Genomic DNA, 23,013 nt, shown 5'->3' with positions numbered 1-23,013 from the left:
CTCTCCGTGACGTTGCTTTGGTTTCCCTAGAATCAACTCCCCCGAAAAGCGTATTGTCAAGGGACTAACTTCGAGCGCGACGGTCAGGCCGCCCGAGGCCGAGCCTGTGAGCGCAGGCGAGGATGTTGGCCGCGATGGCCAGCGAGACCAAGGGCCGGCCCTTGATCCCAAGCACCCAATTGCACACGATCTCGAAAGCCGGGACCGCCGCAACCACCGCGCCGGAGCCGACAAGGCTGGCCACGCTGAAGATTGGCAGCACCGAAGCGTTGGCACCGGCCCGGACTACTCCTCTTCCTACCGCACAGAAATCATGCAAGCTTGCTTGTTGGGCGGCATACCAGTATTTTGAAGTCGCGGGGGATTTTCTGCAAAAAGGCCCCATCATGTCGGACAAATCTGTAAAGGGCATTGATCGCCGCGACCTTATAATGGCATCCATTGCAACGGTCGGCGCCGCGGCCGCCTTGGCGGCCAACGCCGGCGCCGCGAACGCCGAGGACTCGGCGACTTCCTCGTCCACTCCGGCAGCGGGTGCGCCATCGGCGACGATTTATGTCGGCGATGTGATCCAGGGGAAGAAAGTCGTCAGCACGCTCGACGTCAACGACCTGGAGCCCGGCAAGAAGCACCTTCTGTATTTCCAGGGCGTGGAGAGTCCCACTGGACAGCACTGGTATGTGTCCGTGGCCGTCGCCAAGGGGGCGAAGTCGGGCAAGCGCGGCATCCTGACCAGCGGGGTGCATGGCGACGAGATGAGTTCCATACATACGGTCCAGACCGTGATGAACCAGCTCGACCCCGCTGAGATGTCGGGCACGGTGATGGCGGTCACCGACATCTCCCGCCCGGCCCTGGAAAGCATGCAGCGCAGATGGCCCAACGCGGGCAGAGGCCTCGACCTGATCGACATGAACCGGGTGTGGCCCGGGAACGAGAACGACATCACCGCGGCCAGCCGACACGCCGGGCTGGTGTTCAACCGGCTGCTGCGGCCCAACGCCGACTTCGCGATCGACTTCCATACCGGAACGACCGGATTCGAGGTCACCGCATTCAATATTGCCGAGATGGACGTGCCCGAGATCAAGGCGATGGCGGAGCTCTATCCGATCGGCCAGATCTTCGACAATCCAACATATCCCAATGTCCTCCATAACGCGTTTAACGCCGCGGGCATCCCGTCCTTTTGCCCGGAGATCGGGGCTGCCCGCCACCTGGACCTCGAGATGATCGGGCTATTCGTGGAAGGCACGATGAACGTGCTCAAGCATCACGGCATCGTCGCCGGGCCGATGGGACGCACGGGCAAGGACGTGCACGTCTTTGTCGGCAACAGTGCGTTCCCGATCCTGGCAACCGAGGGCGGGTTGGTCGAGTATCTGGTCAAGCTCAACGACAAGGTCGAGGCCGGACAGAAGGTGGCCATCCAGCGCAATAGCTTCGGCGAAGTGGTTGCGGAGTACGCAAGCGGCGTGGCTGGAGAGATATCGGGCCTGCGCAGCGATGCAATGTCCGAGCCCGGCAATCCCTTGGCATTTATCCTTTTCAACAAGCCGGGGCCGGAGGACGTTGGGGGCTACCCCGAGTGAGTTCACCCATGCGAGCGAACCCTTCGGATCATCGCTTGAGAACGACCGCTGCGCGCAGTTGATCCTCAAACGAGCGTGCAGCGGCGATGTTCAGCGCTGTAAGTTTGAGATCCCGATCAACGGCACGATGTGCAGATCAAGGTGCGAGCTATAGCTGTCTACCGTGGTGCGCTTCCGACCGGCTGCCTCGACGCTGGCTATCCAGAACAAGGTGCGGATCGAGGAGATCACGCCGAAGGTGAAGAAGGGGCGCTGACCGTCAACAAATGCAGCACGCCCCGGCCATCTCCCTACATCGTGATCGAGACATACGACAACAGGTAAAGGATCGCCATGGTCGCCGTCGCGAGTATGACCCATAAGCCCAAGCTGCTCATGCTTCCTCACTTCCCCTAGGTGAGGATTGCGCCAGTCGAGCGCAAACGCAATCCGCCCTGGGTGCGTTGTCCACTCCTTTCTTTTGGAGCACTGGCTCTAACGGCGCTGTTCCGCCCAGCGGAGCACAAATTAGCTGGTGCTTTTCTGAAATGCCGGTGCTGCTGCCGAAGGGATAGCGAAACGCGGGGCCGCTTCCGACCCGCATTGCCAAGCGCGCCGAAGCTGGACCTAGACTAAGGGTTAGTTGCAATCCGCCGCGAGCATCCCGACCTTAGAAGGCGGACCTACCCGTCCGAGAGAATTTGCTGGAGCTTTGGGTAGAGATCATGAGAATCATAGCTCGCACCGCCACCGTGATTGCATCGATAGCTGTGGCTATCGTTCTGACCTTTATGGCAGCTAAAGGATTTGAGCTATCGACGCCAGATCCGATCGTGGCTCATACCTTCGAGAGGAACATCTGAGGGGCACGAGGCGCTATGCTAGGGCGCTCTCTGCGATGAACTCGACGCCGGCCGTTTCCAGAGCGTGCGGCGGGGTTGCTGGAACTGGCAGAGTGCTTCGTCAATCGTCTTTGAGACAGGACCACAGCCGCCATCAGAGCGCTAAGGAATAGGTCCGGCTTCACCAGATTACCGACCGGTCGATCTCGCCGATCCGCGCCCGGCCGGTAAGCGCCATTGCGACCTCGAAGTCCCGGCGAAGCAGGTTGACACAATGGGCTACGCCCTCGGCACCATCCGTTGCCAGTGCGTAGACATAGGGGCGGCCAATCATGACCGCGCTTGCCCCCAGGGCAATTGCCTTCAAAACGTCGGTGCCACGCCTCACGCCGCCGTCGAGGATGATGGGAATCCGCCCGGCCACCCGATCCGCGATGGCGGACAGGGCGTCGATGGTCGCCGGCAGGGTGTCGAGGTTGCGCGAACCGTGGTTCGAGACGACGATGGCATCGGCACCGGTTCCGATCGCCTGCTCGGCATCGTCAGGATCGAGGATGCCCTTCAGGATAAGCGGCAGGGTTGTCAGAGAACGCAGCCAGGCAATATCCGCCCAGGTCGGCATGGCGCGCCGCTGCGCAGTGCCAACTTTGAGGACGCCGGTGTTCCGGTCCTTGAAGTATGGCGTTGCGAGGCTGTCGGGAATTTTGAATCCTGCCCGGAACTGCCTGCGGCGATCGCCTGGTGTTGGCATGTCGACCGTCACACTGATCGCCTTTGCGCCCAGTGCGGCCATGCGCGATACGAGTTCGCCATTGAAACTGCTATCGCTTTGCCAATAGAGAAGGAACCAGACTGGAGACTGGGTCACCGCCATGCAATCCTCGATCGCCGCCGTCGCCGTCGTGCCCAGAGTGAACACCGCTTCCGCCACTCCGGCGCCGCGCGCCGCGGCCACCTCGCCTTCCGGATGCGCCAGCCGCTGATATGCTATTGGGGCTAGGATGATCGGATGCGGCAGACTTTGCCCGAAGAGCGTGATCCCGGTATCAAGTCTTGTCACATCGCGAAGCACGCGCGGCCTTAACTTGATGCGGTCGAATGCGGCTTCATTGTCACGCTTGGTGATTTCTTCGCCAGCACCGGCGGCAATGAACTCATAAACCGCGTGCGGCAATAGCTCCCGCGCCGCGGGTTCAAAATCCGCCAGGCAGAGAAACCGAGTTTCGATATCAAGTGGCATGGACCAATCCGATCAGTATCTCAAAAAAGTCGGCTGCTGACCCCACGCCGGCTCCCCAAAAGGGGGGTAGCGCTTGAGGATTTGGCGTCGCCGCGCCTTTTCCCACTGAAGCAGCAGCCATTCCGGCGCACGTCTCACCAATGATCTGATCAGCCTCATGGCTTGCTCAACCTCACCCCGGCGCCGCCGCCGTTTTTGGGGATGTCGCACGGACTTGCCGATAGTCGCAGGAAACCCTTGGAAATCAACGGTAGCCAGTTGCAACATAGGTGTGACATGAAGCGGGCAAGGACGCCCCTACCCCATGCGACAAACCACTGAATTTATTGGTACCGCTGGCTGGGATCAACATCTTCTACAAGATATTGTTTTTATTGTCTTTTTTCTGCCTCTGGTCTCGATTTGTATCACAATTAGGTGTCACAATAGGTAGCACTTTCACGGGGCGTTGGGCGAAGGAGCCGCACAGAGCAACATCCTCACGCACGTCGGCTCACCTTGATGTTCTGCTCCTTTGCCACCCAGGCTGATACTCTTTATCTCGAAAAGGTATTGGTGGGCCCGGAGGACGTATCAAGAACGTTGATTTTATTTAATTTTTCGTGGGCCAAAATCAGAAATCTTCCCGCATCGTTTCGTATGGTTCCGCGACGCTTCACTATCGAAACTCGGCTAATTCTATGACCCCTATTGATCCACGCCCCCTTAAGCAATTTGGAAGGCTGTAACACTTCCAGTTTGGCCTGCTGCGTTTGGTCCAGCATGGTTGCAAAAAAAGCCGTCTCGCCTCGATGTCGGTTCTCCCAGCTAGCCGCGATTGTGCCGGCGTGAACCGCCGCGCCGGCCCGCGCCCTGGACTAAACTACCCGAGAGTTTGACTGGCGAGGCCATAGGTCACCGGCGCAGATGCGCCGCCGACGGCAAAATCGGCGAGGCGTTTGCCCATCGACATGGTGAGAACCGTGTCGAAAACCGGCATTCCGCTGTGTGACAGAAAGGCGGCGAACTCGCCTTTGTCCATGTGGGTGTCTATGCGCAGGAAGGCCCCCGAATGGTCGGCCACGTGCGGCCGCACGATCGCCACGGCATCCGCGTCGCTTTCCGCCACAACCGGCCCCACGACATGGCCCCGCCCGAACGGCCGACAGAGCGCGAATGCGTTCAGCCTGCCATTCTTGAAAAGACCATAGCCGGCCGAGAGGGCGAAAAGCTGTTCGACGAGCGCCGTCCGCCTTACGCCAAATGCTGCCGCGTCGAGCGCGATCACGGCGGGAATATCCCTTGCGTCCAAAGTCCGGACATCGCCTCGAATATTTGCCGGCCAACCCGTCGTCGGCACGCGGGCGATGCCCTGGCATTGATAAACGGTCTTCTCCGGCTGGAAGTCGAGCGAGAGATAGAGCCGCCTTGCCGCGCGCGTTGCATTGAGGCGCAGATCACGGCCGACGACCTTGTCGAAGACCCGCTTCATCAGCCATTGCCCCGCCCCCAGGGTCTGGAGCCGCGGCGAGGTGATGACCATGCCCACGGTTGCGAAATCGGCACCATGCGCGAACCACATGGCCGAACCGAGAACCCGGCCGATCTCATCGAGCGCCACGAACCCTTCTCCCGACTCGCGCAGGAATTGCCAGTCCTCGGCGCGATGCGGCCATCCCACGGAGAGCGAGAGCGCGTGCAAGCGATCCAGTTCGACGCTTTCGATGTCGCCGACGCGCATCGAGAACGTATCGATTTTCAAGCTTCCGGACGGCTTCAAGTCCATGCCCCTGCAAGATTATCGTACCAGAGAGCGACGCACCGATGGCCACCCTCTGCCCCTACCAACGCTAAACAAGCAGACCGGTACGATTTGCTCGAAAGCCGCGCACCAACGCTAGATTCAACTGAAACATTTCCGCTTTCGGCACGCAATCGCGAAAGAACGCGCACATCCTCTCCGGAAATCTAGCAGCGTATGGTCGACGGTATCGATCCCGGTGGACCCGAAATGCTTTGAGGGCTGGAATGGACGTCTTCGACATCCTCGACCGTCTCGTCGCCTTTCCATCGGTCGCAGGCAAGCCGAACGGTGATATCGCCGGCTGGATAGAGGCCCATCTCGTAGAGCACGGGGCGCAGGTCACGGTGCTCCCGGGGCCAGAAGGCGACCGTTCCAATCTGTTCGCGACGATCGGCCCCGCCGATGTCCCTGGCTACATCCTGTCCGGCCACATGGACGTCGTTCCCGCCGGCGAGCCGCAATGGAGTTCGGCTCCTTTCGCGCTGCGCCGAGAGGGCACGCGACTCTACGGACGCGGCACAACTGACATGAAGGGGTTTCTGGCCGCGGCGCTCGCGGCCGTGCCTGCGCTGACGGGACTGGGCCTGGCCAGGCCAATTCATCTTGCCTTCTCCTATGACGAGGAGGTCGGATGCCGCGGCGTGCCGCATTTGATCGCCCGCCTCCCCGAACTTTGCGCGAAGCCGCTCGGTGTCATCGTCGGCGAGCCGAGCGGCATGCGCGCCGTGCGCGGGCACAAGGGCAAGGCGGCCGCCCGCGTGACGATCAACGGGCGCTCAGGCCATTCCTCGCGGCCCGATCTCGGCCTCAACGCCATCCACGCCATGGCCGGTGCGCTGAGCACGGCCGTGAGCGAAGCCGAGCGGCTGGCGAACGGTCCGTTCGACCCTGCCTTCGAGCCGCCCTACTCCTCGCTGCAAGCGGGCGTGGTGGCAGGCGGACAGTCGGTCAACATCATTCCCGGCACCTGCACGCTGGACCTTGAGGCGCGCGCCATTCCAGGCGTCGACCCGGCCAGCCTGCTCACGCCGGTCAAGGCGCGAGCCGAGGCCCTTGCGGCCGAAGATGGCTTTCGGGTCGAGTGGACGCCGATGAGCGCCTATCCGGCGCTGTCGCTGCCGCAGGACGCGGCACTGGCGGCACTGTTAGCCGAGCTGACCGGCGAAGCGCCGCTTGCCGCCGTCAGCTACGGCACGGAGGCCGGACTTTACCAGGCTGCCGGGGTCGATGCGATCATCTGCGGCCCCGGCGACATCGATCGCGCCCACAAGCCGGATGAGTACATTCTCACCAGCGAACTCGCCGCCTGCCAGCGATTGATCGAGGCGCTGGGCGCCCGCTGCGCGGCTTGAAGGGGAACCGGAATGACATTCCTGTTCAATTCCGATGCGCGGCGCGGAGCGATCTTCGCCGATGCCTTCGCCGAGGAACTGCCGGACGTCCCCTTCACTATGGATGCCGCAACAGTCGATCCTGACTCCGTACGCTATCTCATTACCTGGACCGCGCCAGAAGACCTCGCGCGCTACAGGAACCTGGAGATCCTGTTCTCCATTGGCGCCGGCGTAGACCAGTTCCGCCTCGATACCTTACCAGAACAGGTGAAGATCGTGCGCACGGTCGAGGAAGGCATCGTGCGCATGATGCAGGAGTATGTAACGCTGGCCGTGCTCGCCCTGCATCGCAACCTGCCCGCCTATCTGGCACAGCAACGCGCCGGCGAATGGCGTGACATCCCACAGCTGCAGGCTGGGTCGCGCCGGATCGGCGTGCTCGGCCTCGGGCAACTCGGTCAGGCCGTCCTCGACCGGCTGAAGCCCTTCGGTTTCCCGCTCGCCGGCTGGAGCCGCTCGCCACGGCAGATTGACGGCGTGACCTGTCACCACGGCGAGCTCGGGTTGGAGCGAACGCTGGCGTCCAGCGACATTCTGGTCTGTCTGCTGCCGCTGACCGAAGACACGCGCGGTTTTCTCGATGCCGACCTGTTCGCGAAACTGCCCAAGGGCGCCGCGCTCGTCCACGCGGGCCGAGGGCCACAGCTTGATCATGAAGCGCTTCTCGTCGCGCTGAACAGCGGCCACCTTGCGGCGGCGATGATCGACGTCACCGATCCCGAACCGCTGCCCGCAGGCCATCCGTTCTGGTCGCATCCGAAGATCATCCTGACCCCGCATGTCGCCAGCGTCACCCAGCCCGCAACTGCAGCGCGGGCCGTCATCGAAAACATCCGACGCCACCGCGCCGGGCTCGACCCCATCGGGCTCATCGACCGGTCGCGCGGCTATTGAAATCCAACCTGAAAGGCCATCACTTGTCCCTGCTCAAGACCGTCGACACCGCCCCATCTTTCCCGCCACGCCAGTCCAGGGCGTTGCCCGAACGGCTGATAGCCGGCGACCCCGCCTTCAAGACGTGGGCGCAGGACGCCGCCAAGGACGATCTCGTCCATACCGGCGTCTGGGAAGCGACGCCGGGAGAGACGCGCTCGATCAAGGGCGAGACTTTCGAATTCTGCCACATCCTTTCCGGCGTGATCGAGATCACGCCCGACGCCGGCGAGACGGTGACCTACCGCGCCGGCGACAGCTTCGTGATGAAGCCCGGCTTCACCGGCGTCTGGAAGACCATCGAAACGGTGCGCAAGATCTACGTCACGGTAGGATAATGGGGTTCGCACGTGAGGCCCTGGCCTCCGCAACAGATTTTGCCGTCCCTCATCGCCAGCACGCAACAATCATCCGCGACCGATCTTCGAACGGTGCATGCTGCGCTGTTGCACGGGCTAGGCTCCTCCAGAACAGCTGAGAGTGGGCGCCCATGGGCCTGAGCTTCGACCCGGATACCGTCTCCCTTCCCGTCGGCCATTTTATCGGCGGGGAGCTGATTGCGGCCGAGGGTGCGATCGAGATGCGCCGCCCGTCGGATGGCAAGGCATACGCCGTCAGCCCCGTGGCCGGCGTCGAAATGGTCGACCGGGCGGTAGCGGGCGCCAAGGCGGCGCTGAAGACCAGCAACTGGGGCGGAGTTCGGCCGCGCGAGCGCACCAGGGCGCTCCAGGCCTGGGCCGACCTGATCGAGGCGGAAGCCGAAACGCTGGCAAAAATCGAGGCGCTGTGCTCGACGCGGCCCGTCGGCCAGCTCGTCGCCGGCGACATTGCCATAACCGCCGAGCAGATCCGCTTCTTTGCCGAATTCGCCGACAAGGAAGGCAGCGAGCTGGTGCCGACCGACGAAGCCAGTCTCGGCATGATCATGAGCGAGCCCTATGGCGTGGTCGGCGCGATCACGCCGTGGAACTTCCCCATCTCGATGGCTGGCTGGAAGCTTGGTCCGGCACTGGCCGCGGGCAATGCGGTCGTGCTGAAGCCGTCGGAAATGACGCCCTTTTCCGCAGTCTACATGGCACAACTCGCCGTGAGGGCAGGCTTACCGGCAGGGCTCATAAACGTAGTCCTGGGAGACGGCCTGACGACTGGAACGGCGCTGACCGGCCATCCCGAGATCGCCAAGGTCAGCTTCACCGGCTCGACCCGCGCCGGTTCGGCCATCATGGAAAACGTCGCTCGCACCGGCGTCAAGCCGATGACGCTGGAACTCGGCGGCAAGAGCCCGCAGATCGTCTTTGCCGATGCCGATCTGGAGAAGGCAGCGACGGCGATCGCCGGCAGCGTCACCTTCAATGCCGGCCAGGCCTGTGTGGCCGGCACGCGCCTGATCGTCGAGAAGAGCTTGGCCGACAGGCTGACGGCCACGATCCTGGAGAAGATGAAGGCGGTGCGGCCCGGCCCGACCTGGGACGAGGCGACGCAGTATTCGCCTGTTATCTCGGAACGGCAGCGGGCGCGTATCGACGGCATCGTGCGGGCCGCGGTCGAAGCCGGCGGCCAATGCCTGACCGGCGGCGCCGCGATGGACAGCCTCGGCTATTTCTACGAGCCGACGCTGATCACAGATGTCGACCAGGCCAATCCAGCGATCGTCGAGGAGATCTTCGGTCCGGTCCTGACCGTCCAGACCTTCGAGACCGAGGACGAGGCGCTGGCACTGTCCTGCCATCCGACCTACGGGCTCGCCTCCGGCCTCTTCACCTCCGACCTGTCCCGTACCATCCGCTTCGCGCGCAAGCTCGAAGCGGGCACCGTCTGGGTCAACCGCTACAGCCGCTCGCGCGACCATATCCTGCCAACCGGGGGCTACAAGCGGTCCGGCATCGGCAAGGATCTTGGCCGTGAGGCCTATCTCGCCAACCGCAGGACCAAGAGTGTCCTGATCAGCCTTTGAAGTGATGCCGATGACGACCTACTCGATCGCCCTGATCCCTGGTGACGGCATCGGCCGCGATGTGACCGCCGCCGCTTGGACAGTGCTGAAAACCGTTGCCAAAAACTTCGGCTTTGCCCTGACGGGCACCGTGTTCCCCTGGTCCTGCCGCTTCTTCAAGGAGACCGGCCGCATGATGCCCGAGGATGCCATCGACACCTTGCGCGGCTTCGACGCCATCCTTCTCGGCGCGGTCGGCTGGCCGGCGGAGGTGCCGGATTCCGTTTCGCTGCACGGCCTGCTGCTGCCGATCCGCAAGGCATTCGTGCAGTACGCCAACATCCGGCCGCACCGCCTGCTGCCGGGCGTGACAGGGCCGCTGCGGGCGGAAAACTTCGACATATTGTGCATCCGTGAGAACACCGAAGGCGAATATTCGGGCGCCGGCGGGCGCGTGCATCAAGGCACGCTGGACGAGGTCGCCGTGGAGACCTCGATCTTCACCCGTGCCGGCGTCGAGCGCATCCTGCGCTTCGGCTTCGAGCAGGCGCGGGCGCGGCGCGGCAAGCTCGCCTCCGTCACCAAATCCAACGCGCAGAAATATTCGATGGTGTTCTGGGACGAGATTACCCGCAAGCTGGCCGCGGAGTACTCCGACGTCGAAGTGACCAGCTATCATGTCGACGCGCTCGCCGCGCGCATGATCATGGCGCCGGAGAGCCTTGACGTCGTCGTCGCCTCCAACCTGTTCGGCGATATCCTCACCGACATCGGCGCGGCAATCCAGGGCGGGCTCGGCTACGCGGCCTCCGCCAACATCAATCCCGACCGCTCGGCGCCGTCCATGTTCGAGCCGGTGCACGGTTCGGCACCCGACATCGCACATCTCGGCATCGCCAATCCGATCGCCACCATCTGGTCCGGCGCAATGATGCTCGATCATCTCGGCGAAAAAGCCGCGGCCGACCGCGTCATGAAGGCAGTCGAGGCGACGACCGCGCGAGGCGTTGGAACAACTGCCGGCAAGGACACCACGGAAACCATCACGGCCGCCATCGTCGCGGCGCTCACCTGATTGCAAGGTCGTTTTCGATGAAAAACCTGAAAGACAAAAGTCTCTTCCGAGAAGCCGGCCTGATCGGCGGTAAGTGGGTCGCTGCAGGCTCCGGGAGGACGGTCGACGTCGTCGACCCGGCAACGCAGGCAGCGATCGGCACGGTGCCCGACATGGCCGGTCCGGAGACCCGCGCGGCCATAGAGGCCGCCGCTTCCGCCTACGCGGATTGGAAGAAGAAGACCAACGCCGAGCGCGCTTCCCTGCTGGAAGCCTGGCATGGCCTGATGCTCGCGCATCTGGACGATCTCGCGCTGATCCTGACGACCGAACAGGGCAAGCCGCTGGACGAGGCCAAGGGCGAGATCCGTTACGGCGCGTCCTTCGTCAAATGGTTCGCGGAGGAAGCCCGCCGCATCAACGGCCACACCATCCCCTCGCCGACGCCAGACAGGCGCATCATCGTGCTGAAGGAACCGGTCGGTGTGTGCGGCATCATCACGCCGTGGAACTTCCCCAACGCGATGATCACCCGCAAGGTCGCGCCGGCGCTGGCCGCCGGCTGCACGGTGGTCATCAAGCCATCCGAGTTCACCCCCTATTCGGCGCTGGCGCTCGGCGTGCTTGCCGAGCGCGCGGGCATCCCCGCCGGCGTCATCAACATCGTCACCGGCATGCCGGCCGAAATCGGCAACGAGATCATGGCGAACGAGACCGTTCGCAAGATCTCCTTCACCGGCTCGACTCGGGTCGGTTCGCTGCTGATGCGTGGCGCGGCGGACAGCGTTAAGCGGCTCAGTCTCGAACTCGGCGGCAACGCGCCTCTCATCGTCTTCGACGACGCCGATCTCGATCTCGCCGTCGAGGGCGCGCTTGTCTCGAAGTTCCGCAACGGCGGCCAGACCTGCGTCTGCGCCAACCGCATTCTCGTCCAGGCCACTGTCTACGAAACCTTCGCCGCGAAGCTTTCCGCCCGCGTCAACGCCATGACGGTGGGGCCCGGCACGCAGCCTGGCGTCACCATCGGGCCGATGATCAACATGGCGGCGGTCGAGAAGATCAACCGCCATGTCGACGACGCGATCGCCAAAGGTGCTGTGATCATCAGCGAGAAGCCGGCGCTGCCGGAGGGCCCTCAATATGTCGCGCCGCTGGTGCTGACCGGCGCCACGAAAGACATGCAGCTCGCCGGCGAGGAAACGTTCGGCCCGGTCGCGCCGCTTTTCCGGTTCGAGACGGAAGAGGAAGCGATCGCGCTCGCCAACGGCACGCCCTACGGGCTTGCTTCCTACTTTTACACAGAAAACCTGAAACGCGCCTGGCGCGTCGGCGAGGCATTGGAGTTCGGCATGGTGGGACTCAACACCGGCACGGTCTCGATGGAGGTGGCCCCCTTCGGCGGCGTCAAGCAGTCCGGCCTCGGGCGTGAAGGCGCGCAGGCCGGTATCGAGGAATATCTCGAGATGAAGAGTTTTCACATCGGCGGGCTGAGCTGAGCTGCAGCCACGAGGCGGTGCGGACCTTCCGCGACCGCCCTCTGCTGGAACCTCTACTGGATCTTGTCTAGCATCTTGTAATAGAGCCCGACCATCGGCAGGAACCAGGGCTTGCCAGAATAGCCGGGGATGGACGGCCACTCGAGCCCCTTCATCGGATTGCGGTCCTCGCGGCCGAGCATGGCATCGGCCAGGATCATGCCGAGATGGGTGGAAAGCTGCGCGCCGTGGCCCGAATAGCCCATCGCGTACCAGACACCGTCATGGTAGCCGGCCCGCGGAAAACGGTCCTTGGTCATGTCGACCAGCCCGCCCCAGCAATAGTCGATCTCGACCTTGGCCAGTTGCGGGAAGATCGCCGCAAGGCCTGCCTGCAATATCTGTCCGCTCCTGGCATCGGAGCGCTGGTCCGATGTCGCCGAGAAGCGTGCGCGACCGCCGAAGATCAGGCGCCTGTCCGGCGAAAGCCGGAAGTAGTTGCCTATGTTCATCGATGTCACGCATGTCCGGTTGCCGGGCATGGTCGCAGCGATCTCGTCGTCGCTCAACGGCCTTGTAGCGATGATGAAGCTGCCGACGGAGATGATCCTGCGGCGGAAATAGCCGAAATTCGGCGTCGTGTAAGCGCCGGTCGCCACCAGCACATTGTCGGCGCTGATCCGCCCGCGGGAGGTTGTCAGCTCATGCCTGTTGCCGGCCTGCTTGCGGTCGGTCACCGCCGCGTTCTCGTGGATCACCGCGCCGTGGCGGGCGGCGGCCGTGGCCAAGCCTGCCACATAGCGGCCCATATGCATCATGGCGCTCTTCTTCGACAGCATCGCGCCGTAGAAGGGCGAGCCAATCTCGGACTTGAGATCTGCCGCCGACAGCAGCTCCGTATCCGGATCGACTTCGGCATGGAGAGCTTCGAAGTTGCGGGCGATCGCTTCGAAATGCAGCGGCTTGGAGGCGAGCTTCAGTTTGCCAGCACGGCGGAAATTGCAGTCGATGCCCTCTTCGGCGACCAGCGCCTCAATGGTATCGACAGAGTCGTCGAGCGCCCGGTAGAGCGCGATTGCGCGTTCCTTGCCGAGCTCCGCCTTGGCCGAGAGATAGCTGTGGGCGAGGCCGTTGTTCAAGTGCCCGCCATTGCGACCGGATGCGCCCCAGCCGACCCGTTCTGCCTCCAGCACGGCCACCTTGGCGCCGGCCTTCGCCAGTTGGCGCGCCGCGGCGAGACCGGTGAAGCCGCCGCCGATGATGGCGGCATCGTAGTGCCCCTCGACCGGGCCCTGCGCCCCGCCGGAAAAGACAGGGGCCGTGTCGTGCCAGTAGGAGACGAACTTCATCGGCAACCCGCCTGTTTCAGAGACCGACCACGCCTGGAAGACCCGAAATGTCTGATATCTCGACATAGCCATAGTACGGGTTGGCTGGCTCGTGGCCCCGGTTGACCCAGACCTTGTTCTTTATGCCGAGATCGTGGGCCGACATCAGGTCGTAGCGGAACGAAGACGAGCAGTGAAGGATGTCCTCCGTGCCGCAGCCCAGCATGTCGAGCATGTATTCGAAGGCTTGGAAGCGAGGCTTGTAGGCCTGCGCCTGCTCGGCCGTGTAGACGGCGTGAAACGGCGCGCCTAGCTTTTCGACATTGGACATGATCTGCGCGTTCATGGCGTTGGACAGGATGACCAGCGGAATCGCCTTGGCCACCTTCGCCAGGCCGGCCGGGACGTCCGCGTGCGGTCCCCAGGTCGGGACACGCTCATAGACCATCCTGGCGTCGTCGGCGCTGAAGGCGACGCCATTGCGCTTGCAGGAGCGCTCGAGCGCGTTGTGAACGACGTCGGCATAGGGCTTCCAGTCGCCCATGATCTCGTCGAGCCGATACGCCGCGAAGTTCTTGATGAACTCCTGCATGCGCGGTTCGTCGAGCCGGCTGCCGTAGAGGTCTCGCGCCGCTTCCGCCATCTGGAAATCGGTCAACGTGCCGTAGCAGTCGAAGGTGATGTATTTGGGCCTGAAGGAAGCCATGTCCGTCGATCTCCGGTGGAAGCACATCCGCGCTGGGATGTATTTCATCATAGGACGGCTGGTGGCGACCCACCTGACCGAAATCGCCCTCCCGAAAGCAGAAAGTTCCGTATCCACCATCCGGTTTGGCACGCTGTAGCATTTGCCGTGCCGAAGCGGCGCCGTGCGAGATGTGAAGCAAGTCCGCCGTGGAGGGTGCCAGCACAAGATGCGGCGCACGCCTCGCGCTACGGCGAAAGATACTGTCGAAGCCAAAGCCTTCAGATGATCTGCGGCGCGCCGATGACCGAGACTTGGGCAGCAGACGATAGGGATGCCTCATGCCGCAGGGCGAGATCGAAATCCAGGACTTCGGGCCGGACCATATCGAGGGAGCGGTGGCGCTTTCTCGCCAGGAGAAGTGGCCGCATCGCCCCCAGGACTGGCAGATGGCGCTGCAGCTCTCAAGCGGCGCGGTCGCGCTCGACGACGAGGGCCGTGTCACCGGAACCATCCTGGTAACGCCCTACGGCGCGGATTGCGCCATGATCAACATGGTGATCGTCGACAGGAACGTGCGTGGCAAGGGGCTCGGGCGCCGGCTTATGGATCAGGCTCTCGCCCTCGCCGGCGACCGTCCGCTGCGGCTCGTCGCGACGACTGACGGCATGCCTCTCTATCAGAAACTGGGCTTTGTGCCCTCCGGCACGATCCTGCAGCATCAGGGCACGGTTGCACAGCTCGGCGCGCCCGAGGACGTGGAAGCCGCACGCATGGACGATCTGTCGGACATCAAGGCGATGGACCGCGACGCCTATGGCGCCGACCGCGAAGCCCTGATCGATGCGCTGGCCGAGCACGGCCAACTCGCGGTTATCCGCCGCAACGGCGCCATCGACGCCTATGCCGCGATCCGCCCGTTTGGACGCGGCGAGGTGATTGGTCCGGTCATCGCGGGAAGTCCCGCGGACGCCAGGGCCCTGATCAGCTTCTTCGCCGCGCCGCGCCCCGGCGCCTTTCTGCGTGTGGATACCGACAGCCGGACCGGCATTGCCGGCTGGCTCGAAGACATCGGCCTCGCCCATGCCGGCGGCGGCGTCGCCATGGACCGTCCGCCCAAGACGGGCGCGGAACAGGCCAGGCCAAAAGTTTACGCCCTCGCCAATCAGGCGCTCGGCTAGCGCGGAGGAAAACAATGCTCGCCAATTCCCTGATCGAACTCGACCGCGCCCATCTCATCCATCCGGTCTCCTCATACCGTGGCCATGAGGCCCTCGGCGTGCGCGTGCTGAAATCGGCGAAGGGGGCGACCGTGACCGATGCATCCGGCCGGCAACTTGTCGACGGTTTCGCCGGACTGTGGTGCGTCAATGCCGGCTACGGCCACGACAGCATCGTCGAGGCGGCGGCAAGGCAGATGCGCGAGCTTCCCTACGCCACCGCCTATTTCGACCTCGGTTCGGAGCCGGCCATCCGGCTCGCCTCGGAACTGGCCGAACGCGCGCCCGGGGATCTCAATCACGTCTATTTCACGCTCGGCGGGTCTGACGCGGTCGACAGCACGATCCGTTTCGTTCGCTATTATTGGAATGCCAGGGGCGAGCCGAAACGCGACCAGTTTATTTCCATCGAGCAAGGCTATCACGGATCGTCGGTGGTCGGCGCGGGCCTGACCGCCCTGCCCGCCTTTCACGCCGGTTTCGGCATTCCCTTCGAATGGCAACACAAGATCCCCTCGCCCTACCCCTATCGCAACCCGGTAGGCGAGGACGCGAACGCGATCATCGCCGCATCGCTCGCCGCGCTGAAGGCCAAGATCGAGGAGCTCGGACCGGAGCGGGTCGCTGCCTTCTATGCCGAGCCGATCCAGGGGTCGGGTGGTGTGATCGTCCCGCCGAAGGGCTGGATCAAGGCGATGCGCGAACTCTGCCGGGAGTACGGCATCCTGTTCATCGCCGACGAGGTGATCACCGGCTTCGGCCGCACGGGCCCTCTCTTCGCCTGCACGGACGAGGACATCGTTCCCGACTTGATGACGACCGCGAAGGGGCTGACCTCGGGCTATGTTCCGATGGGCGCAGTGTTCATGGCCGATCATGTCTACAACGTCATCGCCGATGGCGCGGGCGCTTCTGCGGTCGGCCACGGCTATACCTATTCCGCCCATCCCGTCAGCGCCGCCGTCGCGCTCGAGGTGTTGAAGCTCTACGAAGACGGCCTGCTGGAGAACGGCATCAAGGCCGGCGCTCGCCTGATGGCGGGGCTGGAGGGCCTGAGAGACCACCCGCTGGTGGGCGACGTGCGTGGTCGCGGCATGCTTGCCGCGATCGAACTGGTGGTCGACAAAAGGAGGAAGACACCGCTTCCCGCATCGGCCATGCCGGCGCGGCGCGTCTTCGACAGGGCGTGGGACAACGGTCTCATCATCCGTGCCTTTGCGAATGGGGTTATCGGCTACGCTCCCCCGCTCTGCTGCACCGACGACGACATCGATGCTATCGTCGAGCGCACGCGCCGGACGCTCGACCAAACATTGGACGATGCTGATGTCCGCCAGGCCCTGGCATGACGGGCGACGAATACCGCGTATTTCGAAATAGCGCCGGGGCAGACGATTTCGCAATTTTGTGCCGCTCCCTCACGCCTTTTCGGCGAATCCAGCGCGGGGGAAGTGCCAGACTGTCCTTAAGACAAGGCCAGAAGGCCCGAATTTCCGAGCTTTTGAAAAGGCCGACGCCCCGGACAGCACGGAATTTTGTTCTGTTCAACACCATTCAATTCGGCCGCGCGCAGAGGAGAGCCAGTCTTGGCCAGGGGCTTTAGCGAATTCAAATACATGACCTTCGACGTCGTCGGCACGCTGATCGACTTCGAAGGCGGCATTACCACCTGCCTGGCCGGGATTGCCGGTGACGCTGGCGTTTCCATCAATGGCGAAGCCGCGCTGGCCCTGTACCGGCAGGCCCGCTACATGCCCGATGCAGGGCTGTTCCCTGACGATCTCGTGCGTGTCTACAGGGTCATCGCGCCGCGGCTCGGCCTGCCGGCCGAGGAGAAATACGGCGTCCGCCTGCAGGACTCCGCCAGCACCTGGCAAGGCTTTCCCGACAGCGCGGCGGCATTGGCCGAGCTTGCGAAGTCACACAAGCTGATTGCCATGACCAATGCCCGGCGCTGGGCACTCAATCATTTCGAGAAGCAGTTGGGATCGCCCTTCTTCGCCACCTTTACCGCCGACGATACCGGAACGGAGAAACCGGATCCGGCGTTCTTCCAGAAGGTCTTTGATTTCGTCGCCTCCCGGGGTGACCGCAAGGACGACATCCTGCACGTCGCGCAGAGCCAGTATCACGACATCGGCATTTCCCGGACACTTGGCCTGACCAACTGCTGGATCGAACGCCGGCACGCCCAGAAGGGCTATGGCGGCACGATCGAGCCGGAGCGCTTCACCGCCCCGGACTACCACTTCACCTCAATGGCCGCATTGGCGTCGGCCGTGCGGGAAAGCCTGAAGGAACGAACCTGAGCCCAAGCCCGGAAAGCCGCAACAAGACGAGCATCCCGACCAAACAAACAGAAAGGGGAATAACATGACCGACAAGATCACGAACTGGACCAGCGCAGACGATGCCATGGTCGAAAACGCCATTCGGCGGGGCGCGAACCGCCGCGAACTTCTCAAGATGCTGTTGGCCGGCGGCGCCGCGGTTGCCGCGGGCAGCCTGGTGCTCGGCCGCGCCACCAATGCCGTCGCCGCTGAGCCGGTTTCCGGCGGAAACTTCAAAGCCGCCGGCTGGTCGTCATCGACCGCCGACACGCTTGATCCTGCAAAGGCGTCGCTCTCCACCGACTATGTCCGCTGCTGCTCGCTCTACAACCGCCTGACTTTCCTCGACAAGGATGGCGTCACGCAGATGGAGCTGGCCGAGAGCTTCGACAGCAAGGACGCCAAGACCTGGACGGTGAAGCTGCGCAAGGGCGTCACCTTCCACGACGGCAAGGACCTTACCGCCGACGACGTCGTCTACTCGCTGAAGCGCCATCTCGACAAAGCGGTCGGCTCCAAGGTCGCCAAGATCGCCGCGCAGATGAGCGGCTTCAAGGCGGTAGACAAGTCGACCGTCGAAATCACGCTCGCCGACCCGAATGCCGACCTCCCGACCATCCTGGCGCTGCATCACTTCATGATCGTCCAGGACGGCACCACCGACTTCTCCAAGGGCAATGGCACCGGCGCCTTCGTGCTCCAGGCTTTCGAACCGGGCGTGCGGTCGGTGGTCACCAAGAACAAGAACTACTGGAAGTCGGGCAAGCCCTATCTCGACTCTTTCGAATTCATCGCCATCAGCGACGACAGTGCCCGCGTCAACGCCCTGCTTTCCGGCGACATCAATTTTGCGGCTTCGATCAATCCGCGCGCGATGAAGCTCATCGGCGGCCAGCACGGCTTCGAGCTGTCGAAGACGACCTCGGGTAACTATACCGACCTCAACATCCGCCTCGACATGGATCCGGGCAGCAAGGCCGATTTCGTGGCCGGCATGAAGTATCTCGTCAACCGCGAGCAGATCGTCAAATCGGCGTTGCGCGGCCTTGGCGAAATCGGCAACGACCAGCCTGTCTCGCCGGCAAACATCTTCCACAATCCCGACATCAAGCCGAAGGCTTTCGACCCGGACAAGGCGAAGTTCCACTTCCAGAAGGCAGGCCTGCTCGGCCAGTCCATCCCGGTGATCGCTTCCGACGCCGCGACCTCGTCGATCGACATGGCGGTGATCATCCAGGCCGCCGGCGCGGATATCGGCATGAAACTCGACGTCCAGCGCGTCCCGGCCGACGGCTATTGGGACAATTACTGGCTCAAGGCGCCGATCCATTTCGGCAACATCAATCCGCGCCCGACGCCGGACATCCTGTTCTCGCTCCTCTACGCTTCCAACGCGCCCTGGAACGAAAGCCAGTACAAGTCCGAGAAGTTCGACAAGATGCTCATCGAGGCGCGCGGCTCGCTCGACCAGGCCAAGCGCAAGGAGATCTACGGCCAGATGCAGGCTATGGTCTCCGAGGAGGCCGGCACCATCATCCCGGCCTACATTTCCAACGTGGATGCCCTCTCCAGTAAGGTGAAGGGTTTGGAGGCGAACCCGCTCGGTGGCATGATGGGCTACGCAATGGCAGAATATCTCTGGCTTGAAGCCTGAGAGACGCCTGCCGGGGGCCGGTCAGCCAGCCCCCGGCAGTTCATTGCGCAAGATTGCTTGGCCGAACAACCGCAGGGAGCGCTTCCATGACATCTGGGGTTCTCAACCTCGTGCTGAAGCGGCTGGGGATCGCGGCCGTCACACTTTTGATCGTGCTGTTCGCCGTGTTCTTCGCCACCAGCATGCTACCCGGCGACACCGCGTCGATCCTGCTCGGCCAGGCGGCGACTCCTGAAGCGGTCGCCGGCCTGCGTGAGGCTATGCATCTTAATGATCCGGCGATCCTGCGCTTCCTGCTCTGGCTTCTCGGCCTGCTCCATGGTGACCTCGGCACCTCCTATGCCAACGAGATGCCTGTTGCGGCGCTGATCGGCGGGCGCCTGGTCAACACCATGAAGCTCGCCGGCATCACCACGCTGCTCTCGGTGCCACTGGCGCTGACGCTCGGCATCACCGCCGCCATGTTGCGCGGCTCCGTCTACGACCGCACGGTCACCATCCTGTCGATCGGCGTCATCTCCGTGCCGGAATTCATGGTCGCGACCCTCGCGGTCCTGCTCTTCGCCGTTTATCTCAAATGGCTGCCGGCGCTGTCCTCGGTCAACGAGGCGCATTCGCTGACCGATCTCGTGCGCATCTATGCAATGCCGGTGATCACGCTCACCTTCGTCATCTCCGCCCAGATGATCCGCATGACCCGCGCCGCGGTGATCGAGACGCTCTCCACGCCTTATGTCGAGATGGCGCTTCTGAAAGGCGCCTCGCGCAGCCGCATGGTCCTGAGGCACGCGCTCCCTAATGCGCTCGGGCCGATCGTCAACGCGGTAGCTCTTTCGCTTTCCTATCTGGTCGGCGGCGTCATCATCGTCGAGACGATCTTCAACTATCCCGGCATCGCCAAGCTGATGGTCGATGCGGTCGCCACCCGCGACCTGCCGCTGATCCAGAGCTGCGCGATGATCTTCTGCCTCGGCTATCTCTTTCTCATCACCGCCGCCGACGTCGTCGCCATCATGTCCAACCCGAGGCTCAGATGACGACAGCGCGCGTGACAACCTCTCGGCGGTCCTTCCTGGGCCACAGCTACAGCCTCGTGGGCGTCGTGGCCGCTCTGGTCATCCTGGCTTGGACGCTCGTCGCGATCCTTGCGCCCTACGTGATTCCCCATTCGATCGGCGACATAGTCGACGACGACTATTTCGGCCCGATGCGCCAGGGACTGTGGCTCGGCTCGGACTATCTTGGGCGCGATATGCTCTCGCGAGTTCTGATGGGCGCCCGCTACACCGTCGGCATATCGCTCGCCGCCGTCTCCATCGCCTGTTTTTCGGGCGTCGTGCTGGGGATGATTGCGGCCGTCACCGGTGGCTGGCTCGACACCTGCCTCAGCCGCTTCCTGGACGCCATGAACTCCATCCCCAGCAAGCTGTTCGGCCTTGTGGTCGTCGCCGCGGTCGGCTCGTCGATCCCGGTGCTGATCGTGACGCTCGCCGTCATCTATATCCCCGGCGCCTACCGCTTTGCGCGCGCGCTCGCCGTCAACATCAACACCATGGACTTCATCACCGTCGCCCGTGTCCGCGGCGAGAGCACCCTCTACCTCATCGGGTCTGAAATCCTGCCCAACATCATCCGCCCGGTGCTGGCCGACTTCGGCCTGCGCTTCGTCTTCATCGTGCTTTTGCTCTCCGGCCTGTCCTTCCTGGGACTCGGTCTCCAGCCGCCGCTCGCCGACTGGGGCGCGCTGGTGCGCGAGAACATCGGCGGCCTGCCTTTCGCGGCCCCCGCCGTCATCGTGCCGTCGTTGGCAATCGCCAGCCTCACCATCAGCGTCAACCTGCTGATCGACAACCTGCCGCAGAAGATCAGGGACCGGGACGCATGAGCAATCTCGTCGAGGTCAGGAACCTGCGGATCGAGGCGAAAACCGACTCCGGACGGCTTGTCGAAATCATCAAGGGCGTCAGCCTCGACATCGCCGACGGTGAGATCGTCGCCCTGATCGGAGAAAGCGGTTCCGGCAAGACTACGGTGGCGCTCTCGCTGATGGGCTATGCGCGGCCCGGCTGCCGGATCACCAGCGGCGAGATCAATGTTGGCGGCAAGAACATGGCTGCCCTTTCCGAAAAGGAACGCGCCAGGCTGCGCGGGACCGACATTGCCTATGTCCCGCAAAGTGCCGCCGCCTCGTTCAACCCCTCCTCCACGATCATGGAGCAGGTCATCGAGGTCACGCGGATCCACAAGCTGATGCCGCCCGAACAGGCGCGGCAGCGTGCGGTCGAGCTGTTCAGGGCTTTGTCTCTGCCCGACCCGGAAGGGATCGGTACCCGTTATCCGCACCAGGTTTCGGGCGGGCAGTTGCAGCGGCTCTCGGCGGCCATGGCGCTCATCAGCGATCCCAAGCTGGTCATCTTCGACGAGCCGACGACGGCACTCGACGTGACGACGCAGATCGACGTGCTGAAGGCATTCAAGTCGGTCATGCGGGCGGGCGGCGTGGCGGGTGTCTATGTTTCCCATGACCTCGCGGTCGTGGCCCAGATCGCCGACCGCATCGTGGTGCTGAAGGGCGGCGAAGTGCAGGAGACCGGCACTACCGCAGCAATCCTTTCGGCTGCCCAGCATCCCTATACGCGCGAACTGCTGGCCGCCTTCGAACCGAAGCCGCGGCAAGCACATGCGGACGCAGATGCCGGGACCAAGCAGCTGCTGCGTATCGACAATGTGACGGCCGGCTACGGCCCGGTTCGGGATGACGGACTGCCACTCATCCGCGCGGTCGATTCCGTCAGCCTGGTCGTCGAGAAGGGGCGCAATCTCGGCGTCATCGGCGAATCCGGCTGCGGAAAATCGACGCTGGCGCGCGTTATCGCAGGCATCCATCCTGCTGCGACCGGCGACATCGTCTTCGACGGCAAGGACCTGCCGCGCGCCGCCAGGAAACGCAGTCGGGACCAGCTGCGCGAGATGCAGATCGTGTTCCAGTATGCCGATACCGCGCTTAATCCGGCCAAGCCGGTGGAAGACATCATCTCTCGTCCGCTGGCCTTCTATCACCGCCTCGACAGGCAGGCGCGCGCGAAGCGCGTCGACGAACTGCTCGACATGGTGCGCTTGCCAAGGGGCCTGCGCTACCGTCACCCATCGGAGCTCTCTGGCGGCCAGAAGCAGCGCGTGAATTTCGCACGGGCGCTGGCGGCCAACCCCAAGCTGATCATCTGCGACGAAATCACCTCGGCCCTCGACACGGTGGTGGCGTCCGCCGTGATCGAGCTGCTCAAGGAGCTGCAGCGCGAGCTGGGACTCTCCTACATCTTCATCAGCCACGACCTCTCCGTCGTCGAGGCCATCTGCGACGAGATCATGGTCATGTACAACGGGGAACGGGTGGAGCAGATCACGCCCGACAAGGTGACGGCGCCCACCCACCCCTATTCCAAGCTTCTGTTCTCCTCGGTGCCGAAGCTCGACCCGACCTGGCTGGACGGCCTCGTCCGCGACCCCGAGCTCGTCAGCCAGTACGGCCACCGCTGACTACATCGATAAGGGGCCACCGTTTCAGGAAGCA

Annotated in this window: 20 protein-coding genes and 1 pseudogene; 15 read left to right on the top strand and 6 right to left on the bottom strand. The window is 63.5% G+C overall.

The features are described 5' to 3' along the window. Positions 1-69: 69 nt before the first annotated feature. Positions 70-295: pseudogene (locus AC1D08_RS23120) on the bottom strand (GntP family permease); the annotation flags it as partial. Between the two features lie 91 nt (positions 296-386). Between AC1D08_RS23120 and AC1D08_RS23115 the strand changes: the two are divergent. Continuing rightward, the gene (locus AC1D08_RS23115; RefSeq protein ID WP_457151165.1) at positions 387-1,592 is read left to right on the top strand and encodes a M14 family metallopeptidase; all 1,206 of its coding nucleotides are present in this window, start codon (positions 387-389) and stop codon (positions 1,590-1,592) included. A gap of 90 nt (positions 1,593-1,682) precedes the next feature. Here AC1D08_RS23115 and AC1D08_RS23110 read toward each other — a convergent pair whose 3' ends face one another. The 3 genes from AC1D08_RS23110 to AC1D08_RS23100 all read right to left on the bottom strand — a co-directional run bounded on the left by AC1D08_RS23110 (position 1,683) and on the right by AC1D08_RS23100 (position 5,418). Then, positions 1,683-1,952: a hypothetical protein gene (locus AC1D08_RS23110; RefSeq protein WP_457151161.1), complete on the bottom strand. Its 270-nt coding sequence runs from the start codon at positions 1,950-1,952 to the stop codon at positions 1,683-1,685. A 642-nt stretch (positions 1,953-2,594) separates the two neighbouring features. Next, positions 2,595-3,653, bottom strand: coding sequence for an alpha-hydroxy acid oxidase (locus tag AC1D08_RS23105; RefSeq protein WP_457151160.1), 1,059 nt, complete (start codon positions 3,651-3,653; stop codon positions 2,595-2,597). A gap of 862 nt (positions 3,654-4,515) precedes the next feature. Beyond that, positions 4,516-5,418 (bottom strand): GNAT family N-acetyltransferase, encoded by a 903-nt coding sequence (locus tag AC1D08_RS23100; protein WP_457151159.1) that lies wholly within the window; start codon positions 5,416-5,418, stop codon positions 4,516-4,518. A 242-nt stretch (positions 5,419-5,660) separates the two neighbouring features. Here AC1D08_RS23100 and argE point away from each other — a divergent pair, with 242 nt between their 5' ends. From argE to AC1D08_RS23070, 6 genes are all read left to right on the top strand, one after another. Beyond that, complete coding sequence (gene argE, locus AC1D08_RS23095; protein ID WP_457151158.1) at positions 5,661-6,788, top strand: acetylornithine deacetylase; 1,128 nt, start codon at positions 5,661-5,663, stop codon at positions 6,786-6,788. 12 nt (positions 6,789-6,800) lie between these two features. Beyond that, positions 6,801-7,724: a 2-hydroxyacid dehydrogenase gene (locus AC1D08_RS23090; RefSeq protein ID WP_457151157.1), complete on the top strand. Its 924-nt coding sequence runs from the start codon at positions 6,801-6,803 to the stop codon at positions 7,722-7,724. Positions 7,725-7,747: 23 nt separating this feature from the next. Beyond that, positions 7,748-8,101 (top strand): cupin domain-containing protein, encoded by a 354-nt coding sequence (locus tag AC1D08_RS23085; protein ID WP_457151156.1) that lies wholly within the window; start codon positions 7,748-7,750, stop codon positions 8,099-8,101. Positions 8,102-8,253: 152 nt separating this feature from the next. After that, positions 8,254-9,717: an aldehyde dehydrogenase family protein gene (locus AC1D08_RS23080; RefSeq protein ID WP_457151155.1), complete on the top strand. Its 1,464-nt coding sequence runs from the start codon at positions 8,254-8,256 to the stop codon at positions 9,715-9,717. A gap of 10 nt (positions 9,718-9,727) precedes the next feature. Continuing rightward, entirely contained in the window at positions 9,728-10,771 is a 1,044-nt protein-coding gene (locus AC1D08_RS23075; RefSeq protein WP_457151154.1) for a tartrate dehydrogenase, read from the top strand. Positions 10,772-10,788: 17 nt separating this feature from the next. Beyond that, positions 10,789-12,246: an NAD-dependent succinate-semialdehyde dehydrogenase gene (locus AC1D08_RS23070; protein WP_457151153.1), complete on the top strand. Its 1,458-nt coding sequence runs from the start codon at positions 10,789-10,791 to the stop codon at positions 12,244-12,246. Positions 12,247-12,299: 53 nt separating this feature from the next. On the opposite strand, the gene AC1D08_RS23065 is transcribed toward AC1D08_RS23070, so the two are convergent. Both AC1D08_RS23065 and AC1D08_RS23060 read right to left on the bottom strand, forming a co-directional pair. Then, on the bottom strand, positions 12,300-13,574 hold the full coding sequence (locus AC1D08_RS23065; RefSeq protein WP_457151152.1) for an NAD(P)/FAD-dependent oxidoreductase: 1,275 nt from the start codon (positions 13,572-13,574) through the stop codon (positions 12,300-12,302). A 16-nt stretch (positions 13,575-13,590) separates the two neighbouring features. Then, positions 13,591-14,259, bottom strand: a complete 669-nt coding sequence (locus AC1D08_RS23060) for a haloacid dehalogenase type II (protein WP_457151151.1) — start codon at positions 14,257-14,259, stop codon at positions 13,591-13,593. Between AC1D08_RS23060 and AC1D08_RS23055 the strand changes: the two genes are divergently transcribed. From AC1D08_RS23055 to AC1D08_RS23020, 8 genes are all read left to right on the top strand, one after another. Continuing rightward, complete coding sequence (locus AC1D08_RS23055; RefSeq protein ID WP_457151150.1) at positions 14,258-14,398, top strand: hypothetical protein; 141 nt, start codon at positions 14,258-14,260, stop codon at positions 14,396-14,398. The genes AC1D08_RS23060 and AC1D08_RS23055 overlap by 2 nt on opposite strands. Positions 14,399-14,579: 181 nt before the next feature. Continuing rightward, entirely contained in the window at positions 14,580-15,419 is an 840-nt protein-coding gene (locus AC1D08_RS23050; RefSeq protein WP_457151149.1) for a GNAT family N-acetyltransferase, read from the top strand. 14 nt (positions 15,420-15,433) lie between these two features. Beyond that, positions 15,434-16,807 carry an aspartate aminotransferase family protein gene (locus AC1D08_RS23045; RefSeq protein ID WP_457151148.1) on the top strand — a complete coding sequence of 458 codons (1,374 nt, stop codon included), beginning with the start codon at positions 15,434-15,436 and terminating at the stop codon, positions 16,805-16,807. Positions 16,808-17,074: 267 nt separating this feature from the next. Continuing rightward, the gene (locus tag AC1D08_RS23040) at positions 17,075-17,767 is read left to right on the top strand and encodes an HAD-IA family hydrolase (RefSeq protein ID WP_477424205.1); all 693 of its coding nucleotides are present in this window, start codon (positions 17,075-17,077) and stop codon (positions 17,765-17,767) included. A gap of 64 nt (positions 17,768-17,831) precedes the next feature. Next, on the top strand, positions 17,832-19,442 hold the full coding sequence (locus AC1D08_RS23035) for an ABC transporter substrate-binding protein (protein WP_477424116.1): 1,611 nt from the start codon (positions 17,832-17,834) through the stop codon (positions 19,440-19,442). Positions 19,443-19,528: 86 nt separating this feature from the next. Continuing rightward, entirely contained in the window at positions 19,529-20,479 is a 951-nt protein-coding gene (locus AC1D08_RS23030; protein WP_095091041.1) for an ABC transporter permease, read from the top strand. Continuing rightward, a complete protein-coding gene (locus AC1D08_RS23025; RefSeq protein ID WP_457151864.1) occupies positions 20,476-21,327 on the top strand; it encodes an ABC transporter permease in 852 nt (283 codons plus the stop codon). The genes AC1D08_RS23030 and AC1D08_RS23025 overlap by 4 nt, the downstream gene beginning before the upstream one ends. Next, positions 21,324-22,979: an ABC transporter ATP-binding protein gene (locus AC1D08_RS23020; protein WP_457151865.1), complete on the top strand. Its 1,656-nt coding sequence runs from the start codon at positions 21,324-21,326 to the stop codon at positions 22,977-22,979. The genes AC1D08_RS23025 and AC1D08_RS23020 overlap by 4 nt, the downstream gene beginning before the upstream one ends. Positions 22,980-23,013 lie beyond the last annotated feature (34 nt).

Source organism: Mesorhizobium sp. P2_E6 (genome assembly GCF_056403835.1).
Note: the sequence above shows the minus strand (reverse complement) of the source record. Positions and strands in the feature narration are given on the sequence as shown.

What these genes read in the sequence shown, in the direction of transcription:
- AC1D08_RS23115 (WP_457151165.1), top strand. Translation starts at nt 387, where the DNA reads ATGTCGGACAAATCTGTAAAGGGCATTGATCGCCGCGACCTTATAATG.
- AC1D08_RS23110 (WP_457151161.1), bottom strand. Translation starts at nt 1,952, where the DNA reads ATGGGTCATACTCGCGACGGCGACCATGGCGATCCTTTACCTGTTGTC.
- AC1D08_RS23105 (WP_457151160.1), bottom strand. Translation starts at nt 3,653, where the DNA reads ATGCCACTTGATATCGAAACTCGGTTTCTCTGCCTGGCGGATTTTGAA.
- AC1D08_RS23100 (WP_457151159.1), bottom strand. Translation starts at nt 5,418, where the DNA reads ATGGACTTGAAGCCGTCCGGAAGCTTGAAAATCGATACGTTCTCGATG.
- argE (WP_457151158.1), top strand. Translation starts at nt 5,661, where the DNA reads ATGGACGTCTTCGACATCCTCGACCGTCTCGTCGCCTTTCCATCGGTC.
- AC1D08_RS23090 (WP_457151157.1), top strand. Translation starts at nt 6,801, where the DNA reads ATGACATTCCTGTTCAATTCCGATGCGCGGCGCGGAGCGATCTTCGCC.
- AC1D08_RS23080 (WP_457151155.1), top strand. Translation starts at nt 8,254, where the DNA reads ATGGGCCTGAGCTTCGACCCGGATACCGTCTCCCTTCCCGTCGGCCAT.
- AC1D08_RS23075 (WP_457151154.1), top strand. Translation starts at nt 9,728, where the DNA reads ATGACGACCTACTCGATCGCCCTGATCCCTGGTGACGGCATCGGCCGC.
- AC1D08_RS23070 (WP_457151153.1), top strand. Translation starts at nt 10,789, where the DNA reads ATGAAAAACCTGAAAGACAAAAGTCTCTTCCGAGAAGCCGGCCTGATC.
- AC1D08_RS23065 (WP_457151152.1), bottom strand. Translation starts at nt 13,574, where the DNA reads ATGAAGTTCGTCTCCTACTGGCACGACACGGCCCCTGTCTTTTCCGGC.
- AC1D08_RS23055 (WP_457151150.1), top strand. Translation starts at nt 14,258, where the DNA reads ATGTCCGTCGATCTCCGGTGGAAGCACATCCGCGCTGGGATGTATTTC.
- AC1D08_RS23060 (WP_457151151.1), bottom strand. Translation starts at nt 14,259, where the DNA reads ATGGCTTCCTTCAGGCCCAAATACATCACCTTCGACTGCTACGGCACG.
- AC1D08_RS23050 (WP_457151149.1), top strand. Translation starts at nt 14,580, where the DNA reads ATGCCGCAGGGCGAGATCGAAATCCAGGACTTCGGGCCGGACCATATC.
- AC1D08_RS23045 (WP_457151148.1), top strand. Translation starts at nt 15,434, where the DNA reads ATGCTCGCCAATTCCCTGATCGAACTCGACCGCGCCCATCTCATCCAT.
- AC1D08_RS23040 (WP_477424205.1), top strand. Translation starts at nt 17,075, where the DNA reads ATGACCTTCGACGTCGTCGGCACGCTGATCGACTTCGAAGGCGGCATT.
- AC1D08_RS23035 (WP_477424116.1), top strand. Translation starts at nt 17,832, where the DNA reads ATGACCGACAAGATCACGAACTGGACCAGCGCAGACGATGCCATGGTC.
- AC1D08_RS23030 (WP_095091041.1), top strand. Translation starts at nt 19,529, where the DNA reads ATGACATCTGGGGTTCTCAACCTCGTGCTGAAGCGGCTGGGGATCGCG.
- AC1D08_RS23025 (WP_457151864.1), top strand. Translation starts at nt 20,476, where the DNA reads ATGACGACAGCGCGCGTGACAACCTCTCGGCGGTCCTTCCTGGGCCAC.
- AC1D08_RS23020 (WP_457151865.1), top strand. Translation starts at nt 21,324, where the DNA reads ATGAGCAATCTCGTCGAGGTCAGGAACCTGCGGATCGAGGCGAAAACC.